24 protein-coding genes are annotated in these 26386 nt (G+C 49.7%); 3 read left to right on the top strand and 21 right to left on the bottom strand.

Annotated features, from left to right (window positions below; all coding sequences use genetic code 11):
* Nucleotides 1-56: 56 nt before the first annotated feature.
* The 16 genes from ACEPSU_RS02420 to ACEPSU_RS02345 form a co-directional block, all read right to left on the bottom strand.
* Entirely contained in the window at nt 57-1703 is a 1647-nt protein-coding gene (locus ACEPSU_RS02420; RefSeq protein WP_395322652.1) for a teichoic acid glycosyl transferase, read from the bottom strand.
* A gap of 232 nt (nt 1704-1935) precedes the next feature.
* Nucleotides 1936-2502, bottom strand: coding sequence for a hypothetical protein (locus tag ACEPSU_RS02415; RefSeq protein WP_027825981.1), 567 nt, complete (start codon nt 2500-2502; stop codon nt 1936-1938).
* Nucleotides 2503-3249: 747 nt separating this feature from the next.
* Entirely contained in the window at nt 3250-3975 is a 726-nt protein-coding gene (locus ACEPSU_RS02410) for a DUF1129 domain-containing protein (protein WP_020089643.1), read from the bottom strand.
* Between the two features lie 16 nt (nt 3976-3991).
* Nucleotides 3992-5092, bottom strand: a complete 1101-nt coding sequence (gene ychF / locus ACEPSU_RS02405; protein ID WP_395322650.1) for a redox-regulated ATPase YchF — start codon at nt 5090-5092, stop codon at nt 3992-3994.
* A 5-nt stretch (nt 5093-5097) separates the two neighbouring features.
* Nucleotides 5098-5304: a DUF951 domain-containing protein gene (locus ACEPSU_RS02400; protein WP_260338799.1), complete on the bottom strand. Its 207-nt coding sequence runs from the start codon at nt 5302-5304 to the stop codon at nt 5098-5100.
* A 17-nt stretch (nt 5305-5321) separates the two neighbouring features.
* Nucleotides 5322-6206 (bottom strand): ParB/RepB/Spo0J family partition protein, encoded by an 885-nt coding sequence (locus ACEPSU_RS02395; protein WP_020089640.1) that lies wholly within the window; start codon nt 6204-6206, stop codon nt 5322-5324.
* Entirely contained in the window at nt 6196-6963 is a 768-nt protein-coding gene (locus ACEPSU_RS02390; RefSeq protein ID WP_020089639.1) for a ParA family protein, read from the bottom strand. The genes ACEPSU_RS02395 and ACEPSU_RS02390 overlap by 11 nt, the downstream gene beginning before the upstream one ends.
* 14 nt (nt 6964-6977) lie before the next feature.
* Nucleotides 6978-7808 (bottom strand): nucleoid occlusion protein, encoded by an 831-nt coding sequence (gene noc / locus ACEPSU_RS02385; protein WP_395322647.1) that lies wholly within the window; start codon nt 7806-7808, stop codon nt 6978-6980.
* A 19-nt stretch (nt 7809-7827) separates the two neighbouring features.
* Nucleotides 7828-8556, bottom strand: a complete 729-nt coding sequence (rsmG, locus tag ACEPSU_RS02380; protein WP_395322645.1) for a 16S rRNA (guanine(527)-N(7))-methyltransferase RsmG — start codon at nt 8554-8556, stop codon at nt 7828-7830.
* Nucleotides 8557-8833: 277 nt separating this feature from the next.
* Complete coding sequence (locus ACEPSU_RS02375) at nt 8834-9718, bottom strand: metallophosphoesterase family protein (RefSeq protein WP_395322643.1); 885 nt, start codon at nt 9716-9718, stop codon at nt 8834-8836.
* An 824-nt stretch (nt 9719-10542) separates the two neighbouring features.
* Nucleotides 10543-11457, bottom strand: coding sequence for a ribonucleoside hydrolase RihC (gene rihC, locus ACEPSU_RS02370; RefSeq protein ID WP_020090233.1), 915 nt, complete (start codon nt 11455-11457; stop codon nt 10543-10545).
* An 84-nt stretch (nt 11458-11541) separates the two neighbouring features.
* Nucleotides 11542-12858, bottom strand: a complete 1317-nt coding sequence (locus tag ACEPSU_RS02365) for an NCS2 family permease (RefSeq protein ID WP_395322641.1) — start codon at nt 12856-12858, stop codon at nt 11542-11544.
* A 670-nt stretch (nt 12859-13528) separates the two neighbouring features.
* Complete coding sequence (locus tag ACEPSU_RS02360) at nt 13529-14788, bottom strand: NupC/NupG family nucleoside CNT transporter (RefSeq protein ID WP_260338796.1); 1260 nt, start codon at nt 14786-14788, stop codon at nt 13529-13531.
* A 287-nt stretch (nt 14789-15075) separates the two neighbouring features.
* Nucleotides 15076-15903 carry a hypothetical protein gene (locus ACEPSU_RS02355; protein WP_020090236.1) on the bottom strand — a complete coding sequence of 276 codons (828 nt, stop codon included), beginning with the start codon at nt 15901-15903 and terminating at the stop codon, nt 15076-15078.
* A gap of 1338 nt (nt 15904-17241) precedes the next feature.
* The gene (locus ACEPSU_RS02350; protein WP_395322638.1) at nt 17242-17883 is read right to left on the bottom strand and encodes an SDR family oxidoreductase; all 642 of its coding nucleotides are present in this window, start codon (nt 17881-17883) and stop codon (nt 17242-17244) included.
* A gap of 368 nt (nt 17884-18251) precedes the next feature.
* Entirely contained in the window at nt 18252-18518 is a 267-nt protein-coding gene (locus ACEPSU_RS02345; protein ID WP_260338794.1) for a hypothetical protein, read from the bottom strand.
* A gap of 413 nt (nt 18519-18931) precedes the next feature.
* Here ACEPSU_RS02345 and ACEPSU_RS02340 point away from each other — a divergent pair, with 413 nt between their 5' ends.
* Together ACEPSU_RS02340 and ACEPSU_RS02335 are read left to right on the top strand one after the other, a co-directional pair.
* Complete coding sequence (locus ACEPSU_RS02340) at nt 18932-19540, top strand: hypothetical protein (protein WP_395322636.1); 609 nt, start codon at nt 18932-18934, stop codon at nt 19538-19540.
* Between the two features lie 138 nt (nt 19541-19678).
* Nucleotides 19679-19942, top strand: a complete 264-nt coding sequence (locus tag ACEPSU_RS02335; protein WP_020090241.1) for a hypothetical protein — start codon at nt 19679-19681, stop codon at nt 19940-19942.
* A 181-nt stretch (nt 19943-20123) separates the two neighbouring features.
* Here ACEPSU_RS02335 and ACEPSU_RS02330 read toward each other — a convergent pair whose 3' ends face one another.
* Both ACEPSU_RS02330 and ACEPSU_RS02325 read right to left on the bottom strand, forming a co-directional pair.
* Nucleotides 20124-20510 carry a MarR family winged helix-turn-helix transcriptional regulator gene (locus ACEPSU_RS02330; RefSeq protein WP_020090242.1) on the bottom strand — a complete coding sequence of 129 codons (387 nt, stop codon included), beginning with the start codon at nt 20508-20510 and terminating at the stop codon, nt 20124-20126.
* Between the two features lie 227 nt (nt 20511-20737).
* The gene (locus ACEPSU_RS02325) at nt 20738-21526 is read right to left on the bottom strand and encodes a hypothetical protein (protein ID WP_260338792.1); all 789 of its coding nucleotides are present in this window, start codon (nt 21524-21526) and stop codon (nt 20738-20740) included.
* Between the two features lie 326 nt (nt 21527-21852).
* Here ACEPSU_RS02325 and ACEPSU_RS02320 point away from each other — a divergent pair, with 326 nt between their 5' ends.
* A complete protein-coding gene (locus ACEPSU_RS02320; RefSeq protein ID WP_395322632.1) occupies nt 21853-22485 on the top strand; it encodes a hypothetical protein in 633 nt (210 codons plus the stop codon).
* 64 nt (nt 22486-22549) lie between these two features.
* On the opposite strand, the gene ACEPSU_RS02315 is transcribed toward ACEPSU_RS02320, so the two are convergent.
* From ACEPSU_RS02315 to ACEPSU_RS02305, 3 genes are all read right to left on the bottom strand, one after another.
* On the bottom strand, nt 22550-23932 hold the full coding sequence (locus ACEPSU_RS02315; protein ID WP_395322630.1) for a hypothetical protein: 1383 nt from the start codon (nt 23930-23932) through the stop codon (nt 22550-22552).
* Nucleotides 23933-24125: 193 nt separating this feature from the next.
* Nucleotides 24126-25514 (bottom strand): S-layer protein, encoded by a 1389-nt coding sequence (locus ACEPSU_RS02310; protein ID WP_395322628.1) that lies wholly within the window; start codon nt 25512-25514, stop codon nt 24126-24128.
* A gap of 189 nt (nt 25515-25703) precedes the next feature.
* The gene (locus tag ACEPSU_RS02305) at nt 25704-26234 is read right to left on the bottom strand and encodes a helix-turn-helix domain-containing protein (protein ID WP_395322626.1); all 531 of its coding nucleotides are present in this window, start codon (nt 26232-26234) and stop codon (nt 25704-25706) included.
* Between the last annotated feature and the right edge of the window lie 152 nt (nt 26235-26386).

The raw sequence follows: 26386 nt of genomic DNA, 5'->3' as shown, positions 1-26386 counted from the left end.
ATTAACGAGGCGCTAAACAACTATTTACCTAACTGGTTTTCACATTCTACGAGTCATCATTTCCGTTGATACAGCCAATAAGTCACGTTAACCCCTTCAAAGACCTGCGTATGCTGTGCGACACAGCGGTAATGGCGTTCCAAGTCCTTTGTCAGCTTGCTGGTGCCCGGATTCAGGTTACCACTGGTAATTCGGCCACTCCCGCCCTGCCACTGCTTGACGGTCTTGCCAGCCGGCGTATTGAGGACGACCCATTCCACCTGATGCTGGCGAATCACGTTGCGCTGCGATTGAAGAATTTGAGGGGCCGCACTCTGTGGAATATTATAGTTCTGGAAGAAATACGTGTTTGGGATGGCTCCAGATGCCGTATAGAAGCCCATGTCGATTGACCCATAATTCAACAGCGTCAGCCGCGTGCCAGTTGGTGTGCGTTGTCGCATGAGGCGGCCGAAGTCAATCTGAGCAGGCTGTTGTGGCTTTGTCGTCTGTTTTTCTGTGATTGACGTATTGTTCGGAAAGACTTTTGAATCAGTCACGTTATTGTTGACCCCCAGCACCAGAAACAGACTCAGTAGCAACGTCACCAGGATAGGAAACGGCGCATCCCCCGTCGGCAACGCCACATGGCTGAAGAAGATTTGGCAGAAATACACGAACGGTAGAACGAAAAAGCCAAAGTAAATCAGTTGGTAGTACTGGTAGACCGCGCCCGCCTGGTAGCCGTAAAGCGCCAGCAGGTCACAACCCAGGGCACTCGCCAGATACAGCCCCCGACTGAAGTTGGTGGTAAAAATGCCGCGCTGGAAGATCACGACCAACGTCCCCACAACTCCCAGCAGGAAGAACAGCACATTACCCCAGTAGAATTGCGAGACCAGCGTGACGGACTGGACCAGATTGGCGAAAGCCGCCACGGAAGAGGTCAGATAAACTTTAGTGTTGAATAGAATATATACGTTAATAAAGGCTCGCAGCGATCCCGTCATCAGAAAGTAGATCAACCATGGTAGAGTTGCCAGCAGGAAACCACCGGCACTCCACCCGATGACACGTCCCAGTTGCCGCCACTGTCGTTTAACCAGCAGGCGGCCTATAATCACCAGATAGAACACGATCCAGGCGCCTAGCAGCGTGTATTTCGAGAGAAAAATGATGCCGACCAATGCCCCCTGCGCAAAGTACCACCAATGGCTGACACGAAAGTCACGCCGGTCTAGCAATACCATCAGGTAAATCAGGGAGAGCAACAACGGTAGCGTAAAAAATTCCACCGTGTCGCCGTAATCGTAGTACGGGTGGTACAGGAATAATAGCGGAGAAAGTAAGGCTGTCAGGAGGGCTGGTAACTCACTGGCGTTTAACAACTTGGCTAATTTATACACGAAAAACATGGCGGCGGTGACCGTGGCAATCTCAACCAGAAAAATCAGCAGAAAGCTTCGCGATGAAACCAGGTAGGCCAAACCGTGAAGAAAGTACACGTAAGGGCCTTTCTGCTCGAAAATATCCTTATACGGGACGATGCCGTGCATCATGGCTTTGCCCACCGTGAAGAAGGCGTTGTTGTCCGGCGATGTATCGAAGTAAAAAGCCGGCGATGTGTAGGAACAAAACGTCATGATAAACGCGCCAACGATGGCTAGCAGCCCCAACGACTGGCAGTCCGGACTGCGCAATTTCAAACGGATTCGCTGCAACATGGTGACCCCTCCTCATTAATTCGGTGAATAATCAATCTGAGTGGATAAGAAAAGGCGTGGTTGCCCACGCCCTTTCTCTGCGTTAAGTAGTCGCTGCATCGCCCGATAGCTTCGACAAGATCTCCAAGCAATGGCACTCCTGAAACACTATCGGTCTGGCTGCGATCCAACGCCACTTCAACTCATGCTGTCAGTCTACGCACTTACGCTACCTACGAACAGTAAACGCACTTTATTTGTAAATGTAGTAGCGAATCTCGTAAGGCTTGTAGCCCTTTTGGTAAACAGCAAAGTGGAAGTATTTGCCGCCTTCGTCCAGCTTCTTAGCTTGCTTCTTGGACAGCTTGATGTCGAACCGGCCGTTCTTGGCAACACGGAACTTCTTGACTTCCTTGCCCTTGCGGTTGTAAAGGTAAACTTCTTCACCCTTCTTACCCTTTTGGAACAAGATCTCGCGGGCGTCCTTCCGATAGTGCAGGCGACCCCGTAACTTCTTGTCAGCAGCGACTCTCTTTTCGCGCTTAGCTAACTTCTTCGCCAACTTTCTTGCTGGCTTCTTAGCCGGTTTCTTGGCAGGTTTTTCTGCCGGTTGCTGGCTACTGCTTTCAGCAGAGCTGATTTCGGCCGCGCCTCCAGCATCGCTAGACCCCATGGCTGGCCCAATCAACGCGCTACCGGCATTGCTACTGCCACTCGCGGCATCGGCGTCGCTCCCATCGGCGTTAGCGTTGGTCGCAATGGCCCCAGCAGCGAACAGTGCAGCAACTAATCCCAGTACGTACCCAAAGATTTTTTTCATAAAAAATCCTCCCCACGAAAATGAAATTTTTCATCAAGCCACTAACTGGCTCAACTACTTGATAGCATCATAGGTCATTCATGAATGGACAACAAGCCATAGAATTTAGCGACTTAGCGGCGAAATAAAATCAGCGGGATTGGCGATGATTACCGCGGAACTTGTCTCGTACCAACCAGGTTGTGAGCGAATAATGACCATGGCTCACTGGTTATCGCCTGCGGCTGCCGGGATTCTGCCACTGCGGGGACCGGTCCAAGCCAAAGTGCGGTCTTGGACCTCGACTTGAAACCTCGCTTAACCCCGCGAGTTTCCAAGCTCGTCACATGGCGTAAGAACGGGAAAAACCAACCACCCGTCCTAACGCCATCATCACGGCTGGCGCCATCCTGGCCTCCTCCGGCTAAGCTAGTTTTTACCCCACTTCATGGACTCATCCACACTATCAATTGACCTCCAGTAAATCACAAAAAGGCCCCATCTAGCAGTCACCACAAGGGCAACGACTAGACAGAGTCTCACTTGATTACATTTTTAACGATTACTTCGGATTAACCACACCAGATTCAGCAACCGGCAGAGCCGGAGGGAACCAGGGACGCCTTGGAGACACGCGATTGGGGCGTGGCTTCAAGGCGAGCCCGCAGACCGCTCTTTGGCTGCAGGCGGTCCCCACAGCGGTAGAATCCCTGGTTCCCGCAGGCGGCGCCAGTTGCCAGTCGCTCTCGTTACACCCAAACTGGGCGATTAACCGAAGAAACCACCGTTGATCTTGTAAGTCCGTCGCAACCAGAACATCCCTGCGATGGAGACCAGGCCCAAGATAATACTTGGCCATGGCATCAAGATTGGGTTGACGACACCTGGCAGCATTTGTGCCAAGTAGAACAACGCCATCCAGACCAGGAACCCGACTAAGACGATCAGGGCCCGCAAGAACCCATTCAGCGTGTGCTTGATCTTAGGACTGAATAACCGTGGCATGATTGGCAGGATGAACCCAGCAATCAGCGCACTGACGGTAATAGCCGTGATCCCAACGGGACGGCTAGTCGTCATCAGTTTTGGTGAGAAGAGGTACATGATCCCAAACATCAAGTTAAAGATCATGAAGAACGTCAGGGAGTTGTAGATCATGTTTGGCCAGTAGTTGCGCCCAAACAATTCATTATCCGGCCGCGTTGGTCCTTCAACAACTTCCTTAACTCGTGCTTCGATACCACCGTAAGTATTCTTACCGGTCTTCCCACTCTTTTGGCCCTCGACCAGTTCATTAACCATGTCTTGGACGGCCTGAGCCTTCTTTTCTGGCGTGAGCTTAGTCTTTTCGAGTTCCTTGTTGAAGCGGTACATGTATTCGGCGTTACGCTTGGTCAACCCAATGTTATCAAACGCTGCCCGTTCATTCACAGCAACGTTGTTACGCTTCTGATGAACGCCCGCGTTCCGCGGAGTTTGCTTGTTATCACTCATCTACTTCTGTTCCCTTCTAAACGTTGAAACGGAATTCGACGATGTCGCCGTCTTCCATCACGTAGTCTTTACCTTCGACCCGCAGCTTACCAGCTTCCTTAACAGCAGCTTCGGTCTTGAATTGGTCTAAGTCGTCAAACGCCATCACTTCAGCCCGGATGAATCCGCGTTCGAAGTCGGAGTGAATGATCCCAGCAGCTTGTGGTGCCTTGGTGCCCGTCTTGTAGGTCCAAGCACGGGTTTCCTTACCACCAGCCGTGAAGAATGTCTCCAGACCTAATAAGTGGTATGAGGCCCGAATCAACCGGTTCAGCCCCGGTTCTTCTACCCCTTCAGCTTCCAAGAAGTCTTGCTTTTCGTCGTCATCCAACTCAGCAATTTCTTCTTCGGCTTCGGCGGCAACGGCAATGGCTTCGGCGCCTTCCTTGGCGGCGTAGTCCTGAATCAACTTGAAGTACTTGGAGTTTTCAGGATCAGCCATGTCGTCTTCGGCAATATTAGCCACGTACAGGACTGGCTTAGACGTTAATAAGAAGAGGCCCTTAACGATCTTCGTCTCGTCTTCGTCAAAGTCGATGGTCCGAACGGCACCACCATCTTCAAGGACGGGCTTGATCTTCGTCAAGACAGCTAATTCTTCCTTGGCTTCCTTGTCGCTCCCCTTAGCAGCCCGTTCAACCTTGGCCAACCGTTTGTTAACGGCCTCCAAGTCGGACAAACCAAGTTCCAAGTTGATCGTTTCGATATCATCGATTGGGTCGATCTTCCCGGAAACGTGGGTGATGTTGTCATCGTCAAATGCCCGCACAACGTGGACAATGGCGTCGACTTGGCGAATGTTTTCCAGGAACTTGTTTCCCAGACCTTCACCCTTGCTGGCACCCTTAACGATCCCGGCAATATCGGTAAATTCAAAGGTCGTTGGCACAACCTTCTTGGCTGGAATTAATTCCTGAATCCGGTCGAGACGGCTATCTGGAACTTCCACCATCCCCACGTTTGGGTCAATCGTCGCAAACGGGTAGTTCGCCATTTCGGCACCCGCCTTGGTAATCGCGTTAAATAAAGTTGACTTCCCGACGTTCGGCAGGCCAACGATCCCTGCAGTTAATGACATAGCAATTATTCACTCTTTCCATTATCGGTGTCGGTCTTACGAACCAATACCTTTTTTAGTTTCTTTTCAAACTCGCGCCGTGACAGCATCACAACGTGGCCACAATTTGTACACTTGATTTTAATATCGGCACCCATCCGGGTAATTTCCCAACGGTTAGTCCCGCATGGATGTGGCTTCTTCATTTCCACCAAATCGCCTAAATCATACATACTTTGGCCTCCCTAGCTTAATCCGACTGGATGTTCAACAGGTCCAAGATGCGGTTCAAGTCGTCGTTCGAGAGATACTCGATCTCGATGCGACCTTGATGGTCATCGCCGTTGCCTTCGTTGATGGAAACCTGCGTACCAAAGCGTTCTTGGAGCTGGTTTTCCGTTGATCGCAGGAATGGCGACTTCTTCTTGGCGGGCTTCTTGGCCAGCTTCTTAGCTGCGCCATTCAGCTTGCTAACTTCCGCCTCCAGCGTCCGCACGGTCATGCCATCGGTAACTGCCTTCTTAGCTAAGGCCACTAACTTGGTCTTATCCTTCAGGGACAGCAACGTCCGGGCCTGGCCCATCGACAGCTCATTCTTTTGCAGCATGTCTTTGACCGCCTTAGGTAGCCCAAGCAAACGCAAATAGTTGGCGATGTACGGCCGGCTCTTGCCTAGTCGTTCGGAAACCTGCGCCTGCGTCAAGGTGAGCTTGGTCATCAAGGTATCGTAGGCTTCGGCCTCTTCAAGTGGTGTCAGATCTTCACGTTGGAGGTTTTCCAACACGGCGATCTCCATCATCTGTTCTTCGGTAATGTCTCTAACAATCGCGGGAATCGTCTCCTTGCCAGCTAATTTAGAAGCCCGGAAACGCCGTTCGCCCGCAAGAATCTCGTAACGGTTGGCCCGCTTATCCGGTTGACGCACAATAATCGGCTGGAAGACCCCCGTCTTTTCGATGGAAGCCGCTAAGTCGTTTAATCCCTTATGATCGAACTTCTGCCGTGGTTGGTACGGGTTGGGGCGAATGTCGGTCAGGGTCAGATCCACGACCGTTTCTTCGCCGGCATCCACGCCATTCTCAGCAAACAGCGCGTCGATTCCGCGCCCTAAACTTTTCTCTTTCTTACTTGCCATGGGCAGCTAGCACTTCCTTTGCGAGTTCAGTGTATACCTCAGCACCTTTGGACTTTGGTGCGTAATCAATAATCGGCATCCCGTGACTGGGCGCCTCCGCCAATTGGACATTCCGCGGAATAATCGTGGCGTAAACCTTGTTTTGGAAATACTTCTTTACTTCTTCGTTGACCTGCTTTCCCAGATTAGTCCGGGCATCGTAGAGGGTTAATAGGACCCCTTCGATCTTCAGGTCGCGGTTAAAGTGTTTCTGAACCAACTTGACCGTGTTCAACAACTGTGTCAGTCCTTCCAGCGCATAGTACTCACTCTGCACAGGAATCAGGATCGAGTTAGCTGCGGTAAACGCGTTGATGGTCAGGAGTCCCAGCGAAGGGGGACAGTCGATCAAAATATAATCATAATTGTCTCGAATCTCATCCAGGGCATCCTTCAACCGGGTTTCACGCGCCATCATTGGCGTGAGCTCAATTTCGGCTCCGGAAAGCTGAATCGTTGCGGGAACGATGTCCAACCCTGGATGTTCAGTATGCAAAATCGCGTCGTCAATCGGTGTCTCGTTAACCAAGACATCGTAAACTTCACGTTCAATGGTGGCCTTTTGAATGCCGACCCCGCTGGTAGCGTTGCCTTGGGCATCAGTATCGACCAGCAAGACTTTTTGGCCCGCTGATGCCAATGCAGCGCCTAAATTAACGCCAGTCGTGGTCTTACCCACGCCACCTTTTTGGTTGGCTAATGCGATGATATAGCCCATATGTCGTTCCACCTCTAGCTTTCTTTGGGAATGTCAATGATGATGCGGTAACTATCTGCGGTTTCTTCTTCCTTGGTCGTCAGTGCCATCCCAGCATCGGTGACCATCTTCACAGAGTGACGAATCGTGTTGACTGCTACCCGCGTATCACCAGACACGCTTTGCTTGGTGACTTTGCGCCGCCGCTTCGGTTGTTTCTGTTTGGCGATCAGTGCTTCGGTCTCTTTGACGGTCAACTGATTAGCCGCTATCTGCTTCAGCATCGCCGGCTGATCGTCAATCGCCAGGGCAAGCAAGGCCCGTCCGTGGCGTTCGGTGATCTGTCGGTTCAAGATGGCATTGCGAACCGGTTCCGCCAGCTTCAACAAGCGTAACTTGTTGGCAACGAAGCCCTGACTCTTCCCAATCCCCTCGGCGAGTTGGGCCTGGGTCATGTGATTGAGTGTCATCAGTTGCTGGTAAGCGTGTGCTTCTTCAATGGCGGATAACTCCTCCCGTTGGAGGTTTTCAATCAGCGCCATGGAAGCCGTCTCGTCATCGCTCATTTCTTCTACGATGGCCGGCACTTCGGACCATTTCAGACTATTGACCGCCCGAAACCGCCGTTCACCGGCAATGATCTCGTAGTGGTCAGTCTCGTACTGTCGGAGCACGATAGGTTGCAGGAGCCCGTGTTCTTCGATAGTCTGGGCCAGTTCGCTGATGGCCGTGGGATCAAACCGTTGTCGCGGCTGAAACCGGTTGGGAATGATCTGGGCAACCGGAATCATCACCACGTTTTGTTTCACGGGATGTGACGGCTGCGTGGCCTTTTCCCGATTATTTCCAAATAATGAAAATGGCAATTATCTTACCCCCATCCCATTAATCTTCTAACGGTTCTTTGTTCGGCGTTCCCGCTTTACGGGGGTAACGCTTGGGTGTGTGCTTGACCTTGTCGATGACCACAATGTGGCGTTGGTCGTGGCTGACCGGTAACTCGAAGGCGTGGTCGGCAGCAAGCTGACCACCCAACGTCGTAATTGCCGATTGACTCACGGCCAATTCGTCCGCGGTAGCCGCGGCCTTCAGCGCAACAAATTGCCCACCGACTTTAGCCAATGGCAGGCACAGTTCACTGAGGACGGACATCCGGGCAACGGCCCGCGCCAAGACTAAGTCGTAACCTTCACGGTTGGCCGCACGCTTGCCACCGAATTCTTCGGCCCGCGCGTGATGGAAAGCCACCCCAGTCAGGTTGAGCTTGGCAGCGAGTTCATTTAAGAAGGTGATCCGCTTGTTCAGCGAGTCCACGATGCTGATCTGTAGCTGTGGAAAGACGATCTTCAACGGAATCGACGGAAAACCAGCACCTGCGCCGACATCGACGACCGTTAGAGGTTCCGTTCGCATCGCTGGCACGTAAAAAGCGGGCGTCAGTGAGTCGTAAAAATGTTTCAGGTAGACATCTGGCTCCGCGGTAATGGTTGTTAAATTTACGTGTTCGTTGGTCGCAACTAAGAACTCAAAGTACGTCGCAAATTGCTGTTCCTGTGTTGCGGTTAATTCAATGCCTTGCGTGGCTAGCGCGGCACGAAACTCTTCTGGATTCATACACTATCTCCCAGTTCACTTCTGTGAAACACAATTGTTTCACGTTTGATTATACTTTACCTTACTTACAAACGAAACGCAACCGAACTGCCAGGCAAAACTGCCAGCTGGTGGTCGCCTCGTTATCACGTCGTTTCCTATTATACCGAAAATCCGGTTCACATGAAACGCCTATCGCTGGGAAAATAATGAGAGGGGTGATTCCCGCCGTCTAGCTGGGAATCACCCCTCCTGAAAAGTCAGATTAAAGTTGTACCTTGAGAACGACCACTTATTGTCATGACAAAAACGGACCGTTGACTGTCCGCCGGGCCCCAGTCAATCGGGGGCGGTGCTTGGCAAATCCCGTGTTGCCCACCGCGATGGTGTCGATGACAGTCTGCCCCAAATACAACGGATGATTCGTCACACTCGCCATCCCCCGCTGAATCGTGATGACGTTGTAGTTAATCGCGTCGTGAACCTCATGATAGTGTGGATCCTGGCAATTAATGTAGGTAGTTGCCGAACCCACAGTCGTCACGGGAATCGTGTTATCCACCAAGTAGCTGGCGCCAAAATGTAAATGACCAGTAAAGATGCCACCAATGTTGTGCCCATGGAGAATCGACAAGAGTTCCCGGTTGTTCTGCAGTAAGGCGTAGCGCATCGACCGTAGTGCTGGCGCATCAAGCGGATGGTGAAGAAAGATAAAGGCCCGCCGCCGTGGCGCAATGTGCAAGTTCTTATTTAACCAGTCTAACTGCTCTCGGTCCAGCCAACCGGCTTCCTTGGTCGTCTCCCATTTGGAATCTAGAAAGTAAAAATCCATATTCTGATACATCTGTTTATACGCATAGTACGGCTGATGCGACTGTGATAGATAGCCGGCATTGAAGGCTTCCCGATCATCCTGATCACCGAGAATCACCTGGATTGGCGCCTGTAACCGCTCGGCCTGCTCGTTTAAGTATGCGCGCAACTTCGCATAATCTTGGCCGGTGCCATCCTGCATCAGATCTCCCCCGATGACGATGAGGTCCGGCGCAATCTGATGTGTCAAAACATCGTCAAAAATCTGCTGGAGCTTCTCAATGGGTGGTACTTGCTGATGATACTGTGGTTCGACGGCGGCCGCGGTTAATTGCGGATCCGATAAATGCACAATGGTAAATTTGTTCATGGCCCCGTTGCTCCCCCCGAAATAAAGTTCGGTCGTTGAAAATACTTTCCCCGACGACCGTAATCCCTAAGCTAGTTCCAGCATAGCGAACTTATGTAAATAATCGGTATGGTCCATGTCAACATCGTGTAAAGTTTCCGCAAATGGTGAGCAATCTCGCGAAGGGGCTGAATGAAGTGGGGCATCATAACTTGCCAAGAACTAGTGTCCTATCTTAAGAGCAAAAAAGTGCAGCGAACTTCACAGATTTCGCTGCACAATCAACCTTGCCGGCAAGACTAGTCACCGGCTAGTTATGACGTTCTGGTGGTCGGGAAAACCACAACATCGGTAACCAAGTAACAATCAGTATGATCAGCGTCTCAGTGTCTGTCGCGGACATACGACCATCCTCTTCCCCTTGATTTAATTCCATGATACCAAGCGTATGTATCGTTTTTGTATGGAAAGGCCCTTATTTTTGTAAAGGTTTGGTGACAATGCCCTGCCCTGGGTACGTCCCCGTTTGCCAGGCTAAAACTCAACGCAAGCAAAAAGTCCCAATCAAGCCAACACACAGTCAGCTCAATTGGGACTCGTTATTTATAAACTACTGTCTAGCAATTAACGGCTACAGCTTCAGCCAAACCTAAGCCGGAAGGGGATAGGTCCTGTGCAGTGACAAGCTTGTTTGTCAGCGTTCTCCGCTGGCTTACAAGCTGGGACGTCATAGAAACTCGTGATTTTCGAGGTTCTATGGCGCCTCCAGAGACCGCTCTTTGGCTCTGGAGGTTGCCCCACAGCGTAGTACCTATCCGCTGTAGGCGTTCAAAGTAGGCAAGTTGCTAGTTCTTCATTGCGCGAACTTCTTCGAGGAACCACTTGTTGAATTCAACCGCATCGATATCAACGGATACCTTAGCATTGGTCTTGCCATCGTGGTAAGCACCGCGGATGTCACCGACCGTTTCACCAATGGCTGGACCATCAGTTTGGACGTCGATCCACATGTCTTCCGTCGTGATTGCTTCTGGGTGAAGCAGGTAGAAGATGGTGTTCACGTCATGCATGGCGATCCCCTTATCACTGTTGTCACCATCGTTAACGATGATGTCATGCAGCATCTTACCGGTTTCGCTGATTTGTGGCAATTCTTCGATGCTTTCGTGGGTCAATAAAGCCTTCATGGTAATGTCCAAACCAACCATTACGATTGGCACACCAGACTTGTACATGATAGCGGCAGCATCTGGATCGGTGAAGACGTTGAATTCTGCGGCACTGGTCATGTTCCCTTTGCCTAAGGCACCACCCATGGCCACGATTTCCTTGATGTGGCTCTTAACTTCTGGGTATTCGGAGAAGAGCAAAGCAATGTTGGTGTATGATCCCGTTGGCACCAAGGTAATTGGTTCGTCGCTAGCCATGATTTCGTCATGTAAAGCTTCAACGGCAGTCTTATCTAAAGGCTTTGGCAAATCAGTTGGGAAGTCGTAACCAGGCATCCCTGATTCCCCATGAATCCGAGCGGCGTCTTCGAAGTCCTTGAACAGTGGTTGTTCAGCACCGGAAGCCACTGGAATCTTGGCGTTGAAGAAGCGCACGATCTTTTGGGCGTTGATGGTGGTCTTGTCGACCGTCACGTTCCCAGCAACCGTCGTGATCAGCTTCAAGTCAATGCTAGGATCGTTGATTGCCATGGTTAAAGCAGCTGCATCGTCAATCCCGGGGTCAGTATCCATAATAATTTTAGTAGTCATCTGTGTTTCCTCCCAATGAAATTAATTTCAGTTTCGTCAGCGGCCGTAACCGCTTACGTTTAACCCGTAAGTGAAACCCCGCCACTACAGCAGGGCACTAAAGACTAAATCAAGTAGGAACAGCACGCCTAACAGGTAGACGGGCCAAGTCATCTCCTTAGCTTTACCCAAGGCTACCTTCATAATCGGGTAGCAGACAAAGCCAAAGGCCAGACCGGTCGAGATGCTGTTGGTGAATGGAATCAGCACGATAATCAGAAATGCTGGGAACCATTCGGAAAAATCAGCCATCTTAATGTTGCCAATGGCCGCCATCATCAGCGCACCCGTGATAATAATCACCGGCGCAATCGCTGCGGATGGGACGTAGGCCAGTAGAGGTACAAAGACCAGCGAGAGCGCGAACAGGACTGCGGCGACTAATGCCATGATCCCGGTCCGACCACCGGTTTCAATACCAGAAGCACTTTCAGCGGCGGCCACTGTGGGACTGGTTCCTAAGAAACCAGACAGGAAGGTCGTCACGGCACTACCCTCAAAGGTCTTCTTGAACTTCTTTTGGTTCGGCAGTAAGCCTTGCAGAAGGCCCATGGATTCAAATACTAGAATCATGGTCATGGAGAAGGCTGCCAAGATAAATGGCGTGCTCAACCAGTGAGAGAAATCATTCTTGAAGACGATTTCGTGGTACTGTCCTAACCGTGCTAAATCAACGCTAGGCGTGTCAGCATCTTTGATTCCAAAGAAGAAGGCCACCAGACTCGTCGCGATAATCGCGATGAAGAAGTTTCCCTTCACCTTTCGAATGTACAGAATTAGACTGAGAATCAGTCCAAACAGCGCCAACAGTGGCGTTGGTTTGGTCAGATCCCCTAGGACCACCAGCGAGGAAGTCTTCCCAGCGACAATCAGCCCGGCTTTCTCCAGGCCAATTTCCACCAGGAAGAGCCCAATTCCCGCGGTAATCCCACTCTTTAGCGATTCCGGAATGGCCTCCGATAGAATCGTCGACACCTTGGTAAAGGCGATCAGCATGTAAACAAAACTGGCGACCGCCGCAATCCCTAGGGCTTCACGCCAACTCAGACCCATGTTCACCACAATGGTGTAGGTAAAGAAGGCGTTGACCCCCATCCCCGGTGTCAGAATGATTGGTGCGTTGGCCCAAAAGGCCATCACCAAACACCCAATCACCGAAGAGAAAATGGTGGCGAAGACACTCAAGTCGGTGGGAATCCCGGCATCCTTTAAGATTAGCGGGTTCACGATAATAATGTAGGAGATGGCGAAGAAGCCAGTTACTCCCGCGATCAGTTCGTTGCGGACGACATCCTTATGCCGCAGCGCTTCTCTTAGCGTCATATCATTGGCTAAGTCCACCTGCGATTGTTGCTTATCCATAAAAATCCCTATCTTTCGATGCGCCATTACTCGACGCACAGACTTCAACGGGCTTTGCAACCGAATGGTCTCACGCATCCGGCTGGGTTTCACTTCCCGTCTAGGAAGGTCGGCACCCGTACGGACTAATCGAGCGGTTGCTCGTTAGTCTCGCTACATATTGTACATGACGTTCGTTAAAAATCCTGGTGAATTGGCTCGGGGTTCAAACTGCGTAATTGCATCGCCTTGCCGGGCGGCGCAAATAAATCGTGACACTGTGGGCGGACGCCCGGAGCCATAGTGCGGTCTCCAGGCTTGCCGGCAAACCTCTGAGAACCGAGTTTTACCGACACCAATTGTCTAAGTGGCACAGCCACTAAGACAATTCTCACAGCTGAATTTATTTGCACCACCCTCACGGCTTACACGCGTTTAAGACCCGGGCCAATTACCATTTTTCTGTTGTATCCGTGCCTATACAGTTCCCTGGCACCATCATCTAGCAGCGACATTTCCTTGGCCAACTTCGGCCACGAATGTGATCAGGTAAGGCGCTCAGCCACCACTGCCTGACGGATGAAAGCCGGTGCTAGATGGGGTAAACCCGGGGGCATTTGACACAGATAGCCCAAAGCCATCGGCCCTGGGCTATCAATTTTTTAAGCTTCAATCTAAGGTTGGTAAAATCTTACCAAACGAAGAGACCAACGATCCCGGCAGAAAGCAGGGAAACTAAGATCCCGGAAAGTAACATGTAACCAACGTTCTTAGAGATCAGTTCGTTGTTTTCACGGTCAACGATCCCCTTGAAACAACCGATAATCATCCCAGTAGTTGAGAAGTTAGCGAATGAAGTCAAGAAGACAGTCAAGATGGCACGGTAGTGAGGTGAGAATGCATCCGTGTTGATGGTTGAAGCGATCTTACCCATAACAACGAATTCATTCGTAACCAACTTAGTACCCATGTACTGTGCGAAGCCGAATGCATCGTGGACGTTCAGACCCATTAACCAAGCGAATGGGAACATGATGATCCCAAGGATGTGTTCCAAGGATAACCATGGGTTGAACAATTCAAGAATACGGTCGATCAATGCAGCCAAGGCAACGAAGGCGATAACGTTTGCGGCGATGATCAAGATCAGACGACCGGCACCTAAGATAGAATCACCCAAGAATGAGAAGAATGGTTCTTTCTTACCGTCATCTTCAACGGCACCTTCTTCAGCAGCAGCAGAGCTAGAACCACCGATTTTAGCGATAGTATCTTCTTCTGGTGCAACTTCAACAGGGTTCAGCATGTTCGTTACGATAATGGCGTTCAAGATGTTAATTGGAACGGCCGTCAAAACGAACTGCCCAGGAACCATTTGGGTATATGCACCCAGAATGGAAGCCGTGATACATGACATCGACATCATCGCAAGCGTTAAGTTACGTTCCTTACGCATGCTCTTTAATTGTAATTGAGAAACGGCTAAGGCTTCAGTGTTCCCTAAGAACATCATTTCAACAGAGAAGAATGATTCAAACTTAGGTTGGCCAGTAATGAAGGAAAGTCCACGACCAACCCACTTGATGATCCAAGGCAAGATCCCGATGTAAGTCAGGATATCGAACATTGGAACAACCAATAAAATTGGCAGCAATGAACTCGTAATGAAGTTCATTGACTTAGCAGTCCCACCGAAGTTCGGCGTTACCCAGTTAGGTAAGGCGAAGACGATCCCTTGGTAAGCCACTTGGACTAACCAGTTGAAACCATCGGCAGCACCCTTAACGATGTCTTGCCCGATAGAGAAACTGGTGAAGAACCAAGCCAATACCAAGTTAAGAACTAAGACGATAGCAGTTGATTTCCAGTTGATCTTTTTCTTATCCTTTGAGAATAAGAAAGCGAGTGCGAGGTAAACAATTACCCCTAAAATATTGACTGCGACTAGCATTGGTCAAAATACCTCTTTCCGATATTATTCTTTGATGTATGGCCCCTTTGCCATACAAAAGTTGACACGATGTGTTGCGGCAGAAATTATGTAACGCATAACTTCTGTTACGAACGTAATCAGTTCGTAACGGCTAGATTTCAACGCGTGCGGCGAATGGTGAAATTGCTAAATCTAAATATAATGGATGTTTCGGTGCCGCAAGCACGCTGACCTTTGCAACCTAGTGGTTAACCCCTGATGTGCTGCTACATCACCTCCCTTCATGGTGCCATGTTCATTCCTACTTATTGCGTAAATTCATTTAAAAAGCTATGTCCAGCGGCGTGACCCGCTAAGCCGAAATTCTCAAGGACAGTGGCGCCAACATCCGCTAACGTCCGGCGAATGCCCAATGCATGGGTGCTTGGCCGTGATGCCGAATAAGCAATGATCGGCAGGTACTCGCGGGTTGGTGTGACGGTCGCCGTTGGATCAACAGCGTGGCTGGCAGTCACGAGTAACAGGTCATTGACCCCCATATCGTGAATCACCTGACCCAACGCTTGATCCGCGTGGACCAGCGCCTCGCCAAAGCCCTCAATATCACCACGTTCACCGGCGAACCGAAAATCCGGTAACATTACCAACGCCATTCCTGAAGATGGCCGGTATAACAACTCATTGAGTACGCGGAAGGCATCCTGGTTGCTTCCCAGCTGAACCTTTTCCGCGGCATCCTGCGTCTGTAAATAACTCTGAAACGGTGCGGCAATGGTAACGGGATACCCCGCTTCAGGCAAGGTTGCCAGAACACTCTGCGTGCGAGTCCGGCCATTGTAATCCCACATCTCTCGCAAACCCGTTGCGGGCTGGTTATCCTGAGCCGCCATATGCAGACGGCCGAAGAATCCCATGGGGACCGCAACCGGGTCAATACCGAACAGTGGATGGTCAACCCGAATATTCCCGAGGCCTAAGCGCTGTAATGTTGGAAGATTTAGTTTACCCGACCAACTAACCGCCACATGACCTAATGTATCAGTTCCGACAGACTGAAAGCGGTTTGCGTCCGGGGCTTCCCCCAGGCCTAAACCAGCAAAGTCAATCACGAAAATGCGATGAAATGCCACCATTTCTCACTCCTCAGGTCAACACCGGCATTCAATTCCAGTTGGTGTTTTTTCGGTCTAGTAATAATATACCGTTTCCAGGAGCGCCTGTAAATGGCTGATTGCAAGAAATCTGAGAAACCTGATTTCCGAACATTGCGCCCCTTAATCGTTGACAGCACACGGCCACCAGGCGCGGACTTCCCACGGTTACCCGGAGTGGCAGCAATTTACATAAAAGGATTTACTTGGTCCACGAACCCTTTATGCGAGCGTTACCACTTACTGACACGATTACAAGCTGACTAACCAAACTAAAAATCAAGATTCCGTTAATCCAAGTCGGCGACGGCTTGGTTGAACCGAACAACTTACTTCTAGAATCATAAAAACGGGCTTCAAGTTGGGTGAAAATAACTTGAAGTCCGCTAACTTCCGGAAAGGAGGTTGTGACTTAATTCCCGTTTGATAATCATTTTAATACTTAATCGCCTCATAACTTGTATTTCGAACCAACTGCCGCAGCCCCAAATCATACTATATTTTATTTCTGGCTACCGTTTTGGTTTTGGAACGGTGACGCTTAATTCCTTCATTACCTCAACAGATCACGCTCTAACGATTCTACTTGAAATCCTTGTATGACCTCTGCATCCGTAACATCCGAGCTCTAGTTAAAACTTGTAACACTGTCTACACGTCTCTAAACACATACGCTTACGTGAAGCGCTAAGCTGACACTATATTCAGTTGTTCATCATTCTTGAACTGTCGCTTGAATCCACCAGAGTTCGTTAGAAGGTTTATCGGAGTTGTCAAAAACATTTTCTTTGTTGCGGGTTTCTCTACTAAAAACCTGTCTCTCGTCAAAACGGAAATCGGTTTCGTAAAGCATTGACTCAACTAAATTATGTGATGCTGGAATCACAACTCTTAATTCCTTTCCGTGACATAATAGTAACACGGCCTGTAAGCGTTTGCAATAGAAAAGCTAAAACTTCTTGATTTATTTTATCCGATCGGCCTAGAACGTTGATATAACAGACATCCAAGCAAAAAAATACCGTCAGCGAGTCGTGGTCGCCAACGATATTTTTGATGTATGAATCAATTCCAGGCAAATTCCATGGGTTCTTGTTTGGAGGAAAAGTTTCACAGATATGAGCTTAGTAAATTGATTCCAAATTAAGTAAATCGAAACGAAATGTCGTGTGGAGTTACCCTCAACACACACCATAGTTATACCGCGAATCCATCCACATTGCACACTTTTTGAACCCGCAATTTTCATCGAGAGATTGAAAGCGGCGACTAATGGGCATTCACAGCGATAAAAGAATTCTCCTCAGTTGCGTCGCGCCATTAATACCAAGAAGGCTTATCCCCATCGGTATTGGGCTTGTTAACGCCCAGGGATTCCCGGATGGCCTGACTTGGATCAGCGACTAATTTAGCCACAACAGCGGCGATGCTCTTTCGGGAAACCTCGGTCCCTTTGAAGGCTTCACCCTTCTTCGTGGTCTCGTAGTCAATCTCATCCTTATTACTCAACCAAGCTGGCCGAATCAGGGTGTAGTCAACATCAGAACTCTCAATAACCTTGGCAGCGGCCGCGTAAGTCTCCAGGTAGCCCCCATCCAGCATTTGGTGATTCCACTTGCCATAATTGCCCGGAACTTCGTCGTAAATGCCTAACGTGGAGATCCAGATCAAGCGACTGACTTGGCTTTCGTCCATTGCGGCCACAACGGCTTTGGCTTCGTCCTCAATATTCTTACCTGCGAGGTTAGCATAGACGATATCACTACCAGCCATGGCGGCCTTCAAATCGGCAACGTTGCTGGCATCACCCTCAACGACCTTGACCCGGTCACTGGCGGCATCCACTAAACGCTTGGCGTTCCGCAGAAACAACGTTAAGTGGTTCTGGTCATTTTCCAACAGCTGTGCTGTAGCCAGCTTAGCAATTTTTCCATTGGCACCCAGTACTAATACGTTTGTCATAAATATTAACCCCTTTTCGTTTTTGTTTACGGTTATACTGTAATACTCACAGTTACATTTAGCAACTGAAAAGGTTGGGGACTTTTGGGTGGATCTGCTTGAACTAGCTTAATGACAGGGATTTTAGGGCGTCAAAAAAGCAACGTTGCTGAGGCAACATTGCTCGAGTGGAAATTAAATTGATTGGCGGCTTGAACTTGCTGGCTACGGTTGCGGGTGAAATGCGCGCTTCCGCTGCCATAGCCGAAACGTGCACCGAGGGACAGCTGGTTGCGCTTAACCCCAATAAGCAAATAATCCAAACCCGGGATTTTTTGCTTATTGACGTTAATGCTCGCCAGCTAACCGCCCCTCGGCGCACTCTTTTACTAAATCAACATCAACGTTACACCGTCAATCGGCGTCAAACTGTCGCCTAAATCACCGAAAACTAATTCCTTCTGGAAAATCGGCGAGTCGAGTTCAGTCAAGTTCGTCTTTTCAATGGTCAGATGATAACGGCCATGCCGGTCCTTACTCAAGCCATAATTCACGAATTCTTGTTCGGGGGCGTATTCCGCGAAATGGACGGCGTAATGTCCGAGCTGGTGGGAAACGACCAGACGAATCCCGTTTTCATCTCTAAAAATGTGCAAAATTGTTCACTCCTAAATTGATTGAAACTATCCCAGTATTTGGCACAAAAACAAAGGAAGGGTCGCGACAACGCTTCCCTCCCGCTATCGGCGCGTAGCCAATCAAGGTTGGGAAACGTGCCGCGGCTGTCGACAATCACGGCTCATCAATCCATGATCAACCTACGTGCGCACAGTGATGTCAGCCTTGCCAAACCACGAAGAGTTCGGCTTCACCAGGATAGTTCCTCTATGTACTTAGATTGTACCATACTTACCCTAAAAAGATTAGGCACACTCAGCAAGCCAGCAAATTTTCTGAAAAAGGCGCTCCCATCCCTTGCCAGTGGTGGGGCAAACATGGTTCAATATTAATAACAAGGCAATTAATTATTAAATTAACTAGTAATTACGCATTCTAATGGAGGCCCACTATGGCAAACACAAAGAACAGTCAGGCAGCAAAGATTCGCCAGCAAATTATTACTTGGTTACAGGACGATCAAACATCAGAGGTCGTATCCGAAGAAAAATTCCCCGGGATTCGCGGAATTCGGGCAGTCAAGCTGCGCGATATGTTAGGGAAACTGGGCTACGTCTCCTCGGTCGTAATGGGCGCCGTCTCAGCCGCACCATCCATCGATCACCGCATCAAGAAGGCCGCAGTCAAGCCACGAGAGGTCTACTACTACTTCGACAGTAGTACCCCAGCGCCGGCAAAGGTCCAACGGCAGGCCCAACAGGCAGCCACTGCCGCAATGGTCACAGCGACGCCAGTAGCCTCGTCAGCAGCCGTTCACACGATCCAAACGACAGGGCTCACCGGACTCTCTGGTACGCCAGCTTTCAAACAGCTGGTTGCGGCCAACGATCACTTGGCTAGCGCGGTGGATGACCTCCTGACAGCCGCCCAAAGTCAGCGTCCCCTCTCCAATCTAGAACTAGACTTCTTGACGGATTTTGCGACCCAGGTAGCTAAGCAGACAGAATCACTCCAGAATTTCACTGCCCAGACGCGAATCGATCGTTTACGACGACTGTAACCCCTGTTAAGTAATTCACTTATTAGATAGTGCCCATAATTATTTAACCAATTTAACGTTTTTTGCGAAATTTCCTTGACTTTTAAGCACTCGACCTTTAATCTGTTATAAATTACTTTTATGGGGGGACGATTGCTCATGGCATTACACGAAGATAACCGGGTGTTTTGTGAAAAGACCGAACTTTTCTCAGATTCATTCTACGGCACCATTACAAAAATCTACGAACATTCCGCACTGGTGAAGGTTGAACCCGACCAACTCTCCAAGAAGGAAACCGATAAGATCGATTCTTTCGGGGATCTTGTTGTTATCCGCCTCAAGGAACTGCAATTGGTGGACGCCGCTGGTAAGCCTATGGACGAACCAGAAGACGAAGAACCGTTAGAAGCAGCTGAATAAGCGTTACTGACTGCCAGTCCACACCGCGTGGGCTGGCTTTTATTGTGCTCGCAAACGCGGCTATTGGATGGCCTGTCAGCGTAGAAATTGGCGTGCTATTAATAATTCCACCATTTCTGATAGTTCTCACGTCGCGCAAAAGAAGGTGCGGGCCATCCCGCACCTTCCGTTTTGTTTAAAATTAACGCGCATTGACAATCTCGGTGAGCTGTTGAATCAGCTCTGGCAGCTCTTCATTGAGGACGTCACTGACGTGTTCTTCAATGCGCCGGCCGCGCGGTGTGATTTCGAAAACGTGGTAGCGGCGGTCGGTCGCCAACGTCTCGTCATCAATGTAGCCGTTGTTTAACAGCCGGCTGATCTGGATTGAAATCATGGATTGGCCGACGTTTAGGCGTCGCGCCAGTTCACTTGTACTAACTTTCTCCATTGCCAGTTCATGCAAGATCCGATATTGTTCAAACGTGATTGCATCCCCGCTGCTTGGCCGTTTGATAAAGGGACGCAGGAGTGAATTCAACTGGTGAATCCGCTGAACGTCCACGGCTAACTTATTGGCTTCCATCATGTTACTCTTCCTCCTCGTGACCACCGACAGCCTTACTTCGTCGGTCCGTCTTTAACATAGTCATCGCGTAGTGGTAACTTAGTGGGTAAAACCATAAGCCCTGAAAGTTACCTCCCCTAAACATCCTACCACAGATAACAGACTACATTATAAACAAATCACATCTTAGCCAAATTTGCTATTATTATCTTTATACGGAGTGCTGATAAACGTTGAAATGGCGGCATTTACGCCTGGAACCGCTCATCATCGAAATGCAGGGCCTCTTTGTTCCCCTGGCGGAGACGCTTGAGCAGTAACGTCACATCCACCTGAGATTCCGAGATGCCCATGAGATTGAGCCCACTGACCAGCAGATAACGCTGATGAAACTCAATTGCTGCTTGCCCATCGTACTCTTCCTGTGTTAGCAGGGCGTCCACCGACAGAGCGTGGTGCTGGGTATATTGAAATTCGGTCGTCATCTGATGGGCGATACGTAACGTTTCGTCATTCTTCTTGCGTAAGCGCGCAGCCGAATCACTGAAGATCATCTCCATCCCATTATCAAGTTGGGCCCGGACCTGCTTCTTTCCCCATACAGCGTTGATATTGTCGACAAATTGGAGTCCCACCCAGCTGTTATGACCGCCATGCTTGGGTTGCTCCGTCGCGACGACTCGCAGCTTGCCACTAACAATGGGCAGCGGTTCGCTCAAACCGAGCATCTTCACGTAGCTTCCCATGTTGAGCCAAGCCATGTTCGTCGACGTTAGTATCAGGTTGGCCAATGCCTTGGGCGTGAGTGCCGCACGGAAGAAGCCATCGCGCATTGTCACCACGACGGAATCGGCCGCGAGATTCGTTTGCCGGAAGTTCTTAATAAAGACCACCGACTGCCAATCTAGCTCGGGCTCACCGGTCGGAATTCGCCGGGTAACATCCTCCAACTGTAACTTCGTAAAATCAATCACATTTTCCCGTTCGATCTGACTACGCAGTTCGGGGCGAAGACCGCGGGTTAATGGGTTAACCATAGATATTCTCCTTAATAGGAAAATTGAGGTATTCGATAGCTTACCATGGCCTTCCTGTTACCCGGCTATAGATTGCCACAAAAACCGAATGATAGCAAGAAATATACATTGAATTTTTAAAATTAGTTTCAGAACGTACATTGGCTAGAATCGCCAGTATGAACGATTTCTACGGGTCATCATTTGGCGGATGATGGACGAACTATAATTTAATTTATTCCTATTAAATTCGAGTTTTCTCATAAACTGGCACAAACTTTCATGGGGATTTCATGCAACAGCCAGAATTACTTGGTATACTCTAGGAAAAGGTGAGGTGAAGGGGTATGGCCAAACAACGACATCCGTTGGGAGACGTGCTGTACAAGGCCCGCTTGGTGTTGGCGGATGGGGCCAGTCACGCGGAGGTTTTGAAAAATCTGGATATTCCTGGTTGGTATCTGATTGAGTTGGAACACAACCACATCACTCACCCCAACCCGGACTTGTTGACGTTGATTTTCCAATGCTACGGTCTGAATAATGATCAGGTGGCCGCCCTGCAGCGAACGCCAGATTTAACGACGGCACTATTCGAGCTGACCCTCACCACGGAACTGAAATTAGCGGCCAACCACCACGAAACGTTGGACTGGCCCGACAGCGCAACATTTGCTGCTGAACATGGCATTGTCAAGATGCGCGACCCGCGCGCCATCAACAGCTACGCCGACATCCTTCGCTGCATCCGATTGAATGCTGAGTGGTGTCCAATTCACACAGCCAGCCTGATCTACGGCGTCTCCCCGATGGCCTACTGGCAAATGGAGGCGGCCCAGATTCCCGTATCTAACGCGGTCATTGCTGTCCTAGCGGAACGTTTACGCACGGATAATTTACAACCCTTTCTGGAGGCGGAGAACCTGTCTGCCGCGGTTAGTACGCAGTTGCGGGACCATCCTGAGAATTTACCAAGTTGACCATTTTGAGACTAGAAAAAGGACCGCTCCGGTTGGGAGCGGTCCTTCGTGTAACAATCGTTAATTACTTGTTTGTGTAGTAGTCGTTAACACCAGTGGTCGTTTGAGCCTTTGCAGGTGAAGTCCCGGTCTTTTCTGAAGCCGTGTAGAAGGCCTTAGTCGAGCTACCGAAAGTACCGGCAATCGTGCTAGAAAGTTTGAATTCCGTGTAGTACTCTTTCGTATCGTTAGACTTCTTGTAGTTAGGCGTGTCAAGCGTTGCTAACCCAGCATTGGTCAAGTAAGTGGACGCATCTGAAGCAGTGAAGGTCGCTTCGGAAACACCAGTGAACCCAGCAGATACAGTAGGGAAGGCTACCGTGTTTTCAGTAGCAGTCTTACCAGTCGTGTAAGCTTGGATGCCCTTAGCGGCTTGGGAAAGGTCCCCGTTACCAGCCGTCTTGTAGAACGTAAACTTAGAGGTCGTTGGTTGGTTTTGGTTAACGAGTAAGGAAATCGTGTCACCCGTCTTGGCATTGCCCAAAGCAATCTTGTTTGAGCTATCGCTAGCCACGTAACTGTAACCAGTGCCAGTCAAAGCGGCCTTACCCCAAGCATCAGTAGCTTGAGTCGCAGCATCGGTACCAACAGCGGTACCTTTAACAGTTGATAAGACCTTCGTTGCGTCAGCTTTCAAACCAGACAGCGTCGTTGAAGCAACAGTCTTACCTGAGCCTGCAGCCACAAAGTTAACATTCACGTCAGTAGCAGCGTTAAACGTAGCGCCAGCTGGCTTCGTCGTGGTAACACCCTTAGAGTAAACCCAACCGTTAACGCTTGGATTAGTGGCATCAGTAACGTAGTAGTAAGTTGACCCTTCACGTGACTTCTTGATGGCAGACGTTACAGTCAATACATCGTTAGCGTAGTCGGTCGTGTCCTTAACAGACTTCGTGGCCTTGTATTGCGTGTACTTAGGTGCGCTCCACGTCACGCCAGACTTACCAGGCTTGGCAAAGTATACGGTCGTGTTAGCAGGCATCTTAGCGGACTTCGTCGTTGAAGCCTTCTTGATCCCACCAGCAAAGGTCCCGGCCTTCTTACCACCGTAAATGTAACCACGGTACTTACCGTCCATGGAAACGATCTTGTAGTAAACAGAGCCCTTGTTCGTCGTCTTTTGGTAGTAAGCACGGAAGTAGTCAGCGGACTTCTTGGAAGAGGCTAACTTATTCATCGTGTTCTTTGAGGCAACCGTCTTGGCACCTTTAACAGTCCCTGGCTTGGAGTAGAGGGCGTTCTTCCCAGTAGGTTGAACGTTGCGCTTCGTAGCGTCGGTGCTCAGAGTCTTACTTGAAACAATCTTAGCCTTGCTAGCAGCTTGAGCAGTGGTCGAAACCGTGGCAACGGCTCCTAAGCTTAAAGCAGCTAAACCAAGGTAAAGTGATTTGGCTAAATTTGATTGCATAATGTACTGTCTCCCTTGAATGTTTAAGTTATGTGTTAACGCCTCCTAGTATACCAAATTAAATATAAATTTACTGATAATTAATCAAACTTTCGATGACTTAACCACTAGCCGTCGCAACTATTGTCAAAAGCATCCACAACTAAAAAAGAACCGCCATTTCTGACGGTTCCCATGTGTAAATTTAAGCGGACTACGACACACTCCAGGTCCCGCCGTTAGCAGTTGCGGTCGCCTTGCCACCGACCAACGTCGCCTTAAAGTTGGCGGTCAGTACATCTCCGTATTTTGCCAACTTATGACTGCTGACAAAGGTGCTGGCGGCAAAGACAAAGTCGTAGTGGTAAAGGTTCCCACCCTGATCTTTGTAGGTCTTGGTCCCGCTAATGTTACCCCGGTTAATACCGATCTCAATTTTGGTCAGGTTAAGCTCCCCAATCAGTTGGCCCGCTTTGCCGCTTAGAGCTTGCGTTGCATCCGTAGAAAGCGTCATGGCCAAATCCTTACTAGAAAGCTTGCTGCCATTACTCAAGCCATCAACCACCGCAACTTTACCGTTATCGACACCATCAACGGTCAATTGCAATTGCGAGGTGGCTGCCGACATCACATCGACGTACACCGTGTTGCCATACGTTGCGCCAAGCACGGCACTCGACACTGCAGTCGCGGACGTCGCCTTGTAACCGCTAGGTGTCATCGCCGTCACGTAATCGGTCAGATTGGTGCCCGCAGCGTTCTTGGCATTGTCCACGCGACTTCCGGCGTGAGTATTGGCCTGTGCGGTTACCCATGTGGCGTTTCCTACCAGCTTGCCATTCTCCCGGTAGACTACTTTGACACTGTTATCACTCGTTGGCGTCTGATCAACTTCACCTACCATCAGACCGCCAAATGACGTGTTACCCGCGTTCTGGTAGCCTTTACCAGCATAAATCCAGCCTGCAATCGATGCATCCGTCGTGGATGTGACGTAGTAGTACAGCGTCCCCTCCCGCGTCTTCGTCTCAGCCCTGGATACCGTGAACGTGTCGTGCTTATTAGACCCATACAAGCTGACCTTGTGCGCCTTGTACTGGGTATTCTTCGGTGCCGTCCATAATGTATTCTTGTTAACGTTCTTCAAATGAAAACCGGTCGTCCGTGATGGCATCGTGGCGGCCTTCGTGGTCTCGGCCACTTCAATGCCACCCGCTAAGACGCCTTTTGTGCTGCCACCATAAATGTATCCCCGATACTTGCCATTCATCGAGACAATCTTGTAATAGACCGATCCCCGATTCGTGACCGCCATGTGGTAGGCCCGAAAGTAATCCTTAGAGTATCCCGACTTCACCAACTTCTTGACCTGTCTGGTAGAAGCCACCAGCTTGGCGCCCCGAACCGTCCCCGGCTTAGTGTAAATGGCGTTAGATCCGGTTACTGCCACATTCTGTGCATGCTTGCCCAGCGCCGACTTGGACACAATCTTTGCGCTCGACGAGGCCTCCGCTGTACGTGCCGTATTAATCGTGGTCGTGACCGCACCGAAACTCACCGCCACGACTCCTAGACACAGCGATTTCGCTAAACTAGATTTCATGCTATTTCTCCCCTGAAAAAGTTGTAGGTGAACAGGGCCAGTATAGCGAGCCGCGGCTAAAATTAAAAGCGACTATTGAAAATATTCAATGTAAATAATTATAATCGCATATCAATATATTTATAAATAAGCCGCTAACTATTACCCAGACGGCCCTGCCGTTAATTATAATTTTCAGACCATTTATTTTTAAATATCGGCCGCTTGCTCATAATGCACTAACTTCTCCAGCAGGCCCTCAGCGTCCACCTCAGCTTGGCGGCAGCGTTCTTGCATAATCTCTCGGTGATTGCGTACAAGGCTACTCAGCGTCACTGGAGACAGTAACCAACGCAACTTGAGTTCCTGGTCGTAGGGTTGCAGGGCCATGTTAGCTTCGATGTCAGCTAGGAGGCTTTCATCGAGTCCCAGAACGACCGCCGCTTCCGATTGGGAGAGTCCCATTTCCTGGCGAGCAGCTCGGATCTCTTCCGGCTGGAGAAAGTTATACTTTCGCCGATAGATGGCAAAATCCGTTCGGAAATTGTAATCCGGATCGTCAACCGGTTCCAGGTATTCCTCCTCATCATCGACATCGGCGGTGGCCGGTACCCAGTAACGGTGCGTGTTGGCAATCGGTTCGCTAAAAATCTTAAGGTGTTCTTCAACTTCAATAACTTTGAAATCCACAGGTGCTCCCGTAATGTCCGGGTGACTGACGCGTGCAACAACTTTGACCATGTAGCTGACTCCCCTTCCGAAAACCCAAGTAGCGTGACGCTTACATAAATCTCATGATATTCCGCAAACTCCGTTCCATTTTCAACGTCTCCATGACTATACCGAATTTCGCCGGTTTAGTCATGGATGTTGGCTTACAAATAAATTCATAG

The organism is Levilactobacillus parabrevis, from assembly GCF_044051715.1.
Taxonomy (GTDB): domain Bacteria; phylum Bacillota; class Bacilli; order Lactobacillales; family Lactobacillaceae; genus Levilactobacillus; species Levilactobacillus parabrevis.
This window is presented reverse-complemented; position numbering and strand designations above follow the sequence as displayed.

Coding starts and splice junctions, on each gene's coding strand:
- ACEPSU_RS02420 (WP_395322652.1), bottom strand. CDS start 1,703: ATGTTGCAGCGAATCCGTTTGAAATTGCGCAGTCCGGACTGCCAGTCG.
- ACEPSU_RS02415 (WP_027825981.1), bottom strand. CDS start 2,502: ATGAAAAAAATCTTTGGGTACGTACTGGGATTAGTTGCTGCACTGTTC.
- ACEPSU_RS02410 (WP_020089643.1), bottom strand. CDS start 3,975: ATGAGTGATAACAAGCAAACTCCGCGGAACGCGGGCGTTCATCAGAAG.
- ychF (WP_395322650.1), bottom strand. CDS start 5,092: ATGTCATTAACTGCAGGGATCGTTGGCCTGCCGAACGTCGGGAAGTCA.
- ACEPSU_RS02400 (WP_260338799.1), bottom strand. CDS start 5,304: ATGTATGATTTAGGCGATTTGGTGGAAATGAAGAAGCCACATCCATGC.
- ACEPSU_RS02395 (WP_020089640.1), bottom strand. CDS start 6,206: ATGGCAAGTAAGAAAGAGAAAAGTTTAGGGCGCGGAATCGACGCGCTG.
- ACEPSU_RS02390 (WP_020089639.1), bottom strand. CDS start 6,963: ATGGGCTATATCATCGCATTAGCCAACCAAAAAGGTGGCGTGGGTAAG.
- rsmG (WP_395322645.1), bottom strand. CDS start 8,556: ATGAATCCAGAAGAGTTTCGTGCCGCGCTAGCCACGCAAGGCATTGAA.
- ACEPSU_RS02375 (WP_395322643.1), bottom strand. CDS start 9,718: ATGAACAAATTTACCATTGTGCATTTATCGGATCCGCAATTAACCGCG.
- rihC (WP_020090233.1), bottom strand. CDS start 11,457: ATGACTACTAAAATTATTATGGATACTGACCCCGGGATTGACGATGCA.
- ACEPSU_RS02365 (WP_395322641.1), bottom strand. CDS start 12,858: ATGGATAAGCAACAATCGCAGGTGGACTTAGCCAATGATATGACGCTA.
- ACEPSU_RS02360 (WP_260338796.1), bottom strand. CDS start 14,788: ATGCTAGTCGCAGTCAATATTTTAGGGGTAATTGTTTACCTCGCACTC.
- ACEPSU_RS02355 (WP_020090236.1), bottom strand. CDS start 15,903: ATGGTGGCATTTCATCGCATTTTCGTGATTGACTTTGCTGGTTTAGGC.
- ACEPSU_RS02350 (WP_395322638.1), bottom strand. CDS start 17,883: ATGACAAACGTATTAGTACTGGGTGCCAATGGAAAAATTGCTAAGCTG.
- ACEPSU_RS02340 (WP_395322636.1), top strand. CDS start 18,932: ATGGCAAACACAAAGAACAGTCAGGCAGCAAAGATTCGCCAGCAAATT.
- ACEPSU_RS02335 (WP_020090241.1), top strand. CDS start 19,679: ATGGCATTACACGAAGATAACCGGGTGTTTTGTGAAAAGACCGAACTT.
- ACEPSU_RS02330 (WP_020090242.1), bottom strand. CDS start 20,510: ATGATGGAAGCCAATAAGTTAGCCGTGGACGTTCAGCGGATTCACCAG.
- ACEPSU_RS02325 (WP_260338792.1), bottom strand. CDS start 21,526: ATGGTTAACCCATTAACCCGCGGTCTTCGCCCCGAACTGCGTAGTCAG.
- ACEPSU_RS02320 (WP_395322632.1), top strand. CDS start 21,853: ATGGCCAAACAACGACATCCGTTGGGAGACGTGCTGTACAAGGCCCGC.
- ACEPSU_RS02315 (WP_395322630.1), bottom strand. CDS start 23,932: ATGCAATCAAATTTAGCCAAATCACTTTACCTTGGTTTAGCTGCTTTA.
- ACEPSU_RS02310 (WP_395322628.1), bottom strand. CDS start 25,514: ATGAAATCTAGTTTAGCGAAATCGCTGTGTCTAGGAGTCGTGGCGGTG.
- ACEPSU_RS02305 (WP_395322626.1), bottom strand. CDS start 26,234: ATGGTCAAAGTTGTTGCACGCGTCAGTCACCCGGACATTACGGGAGCA.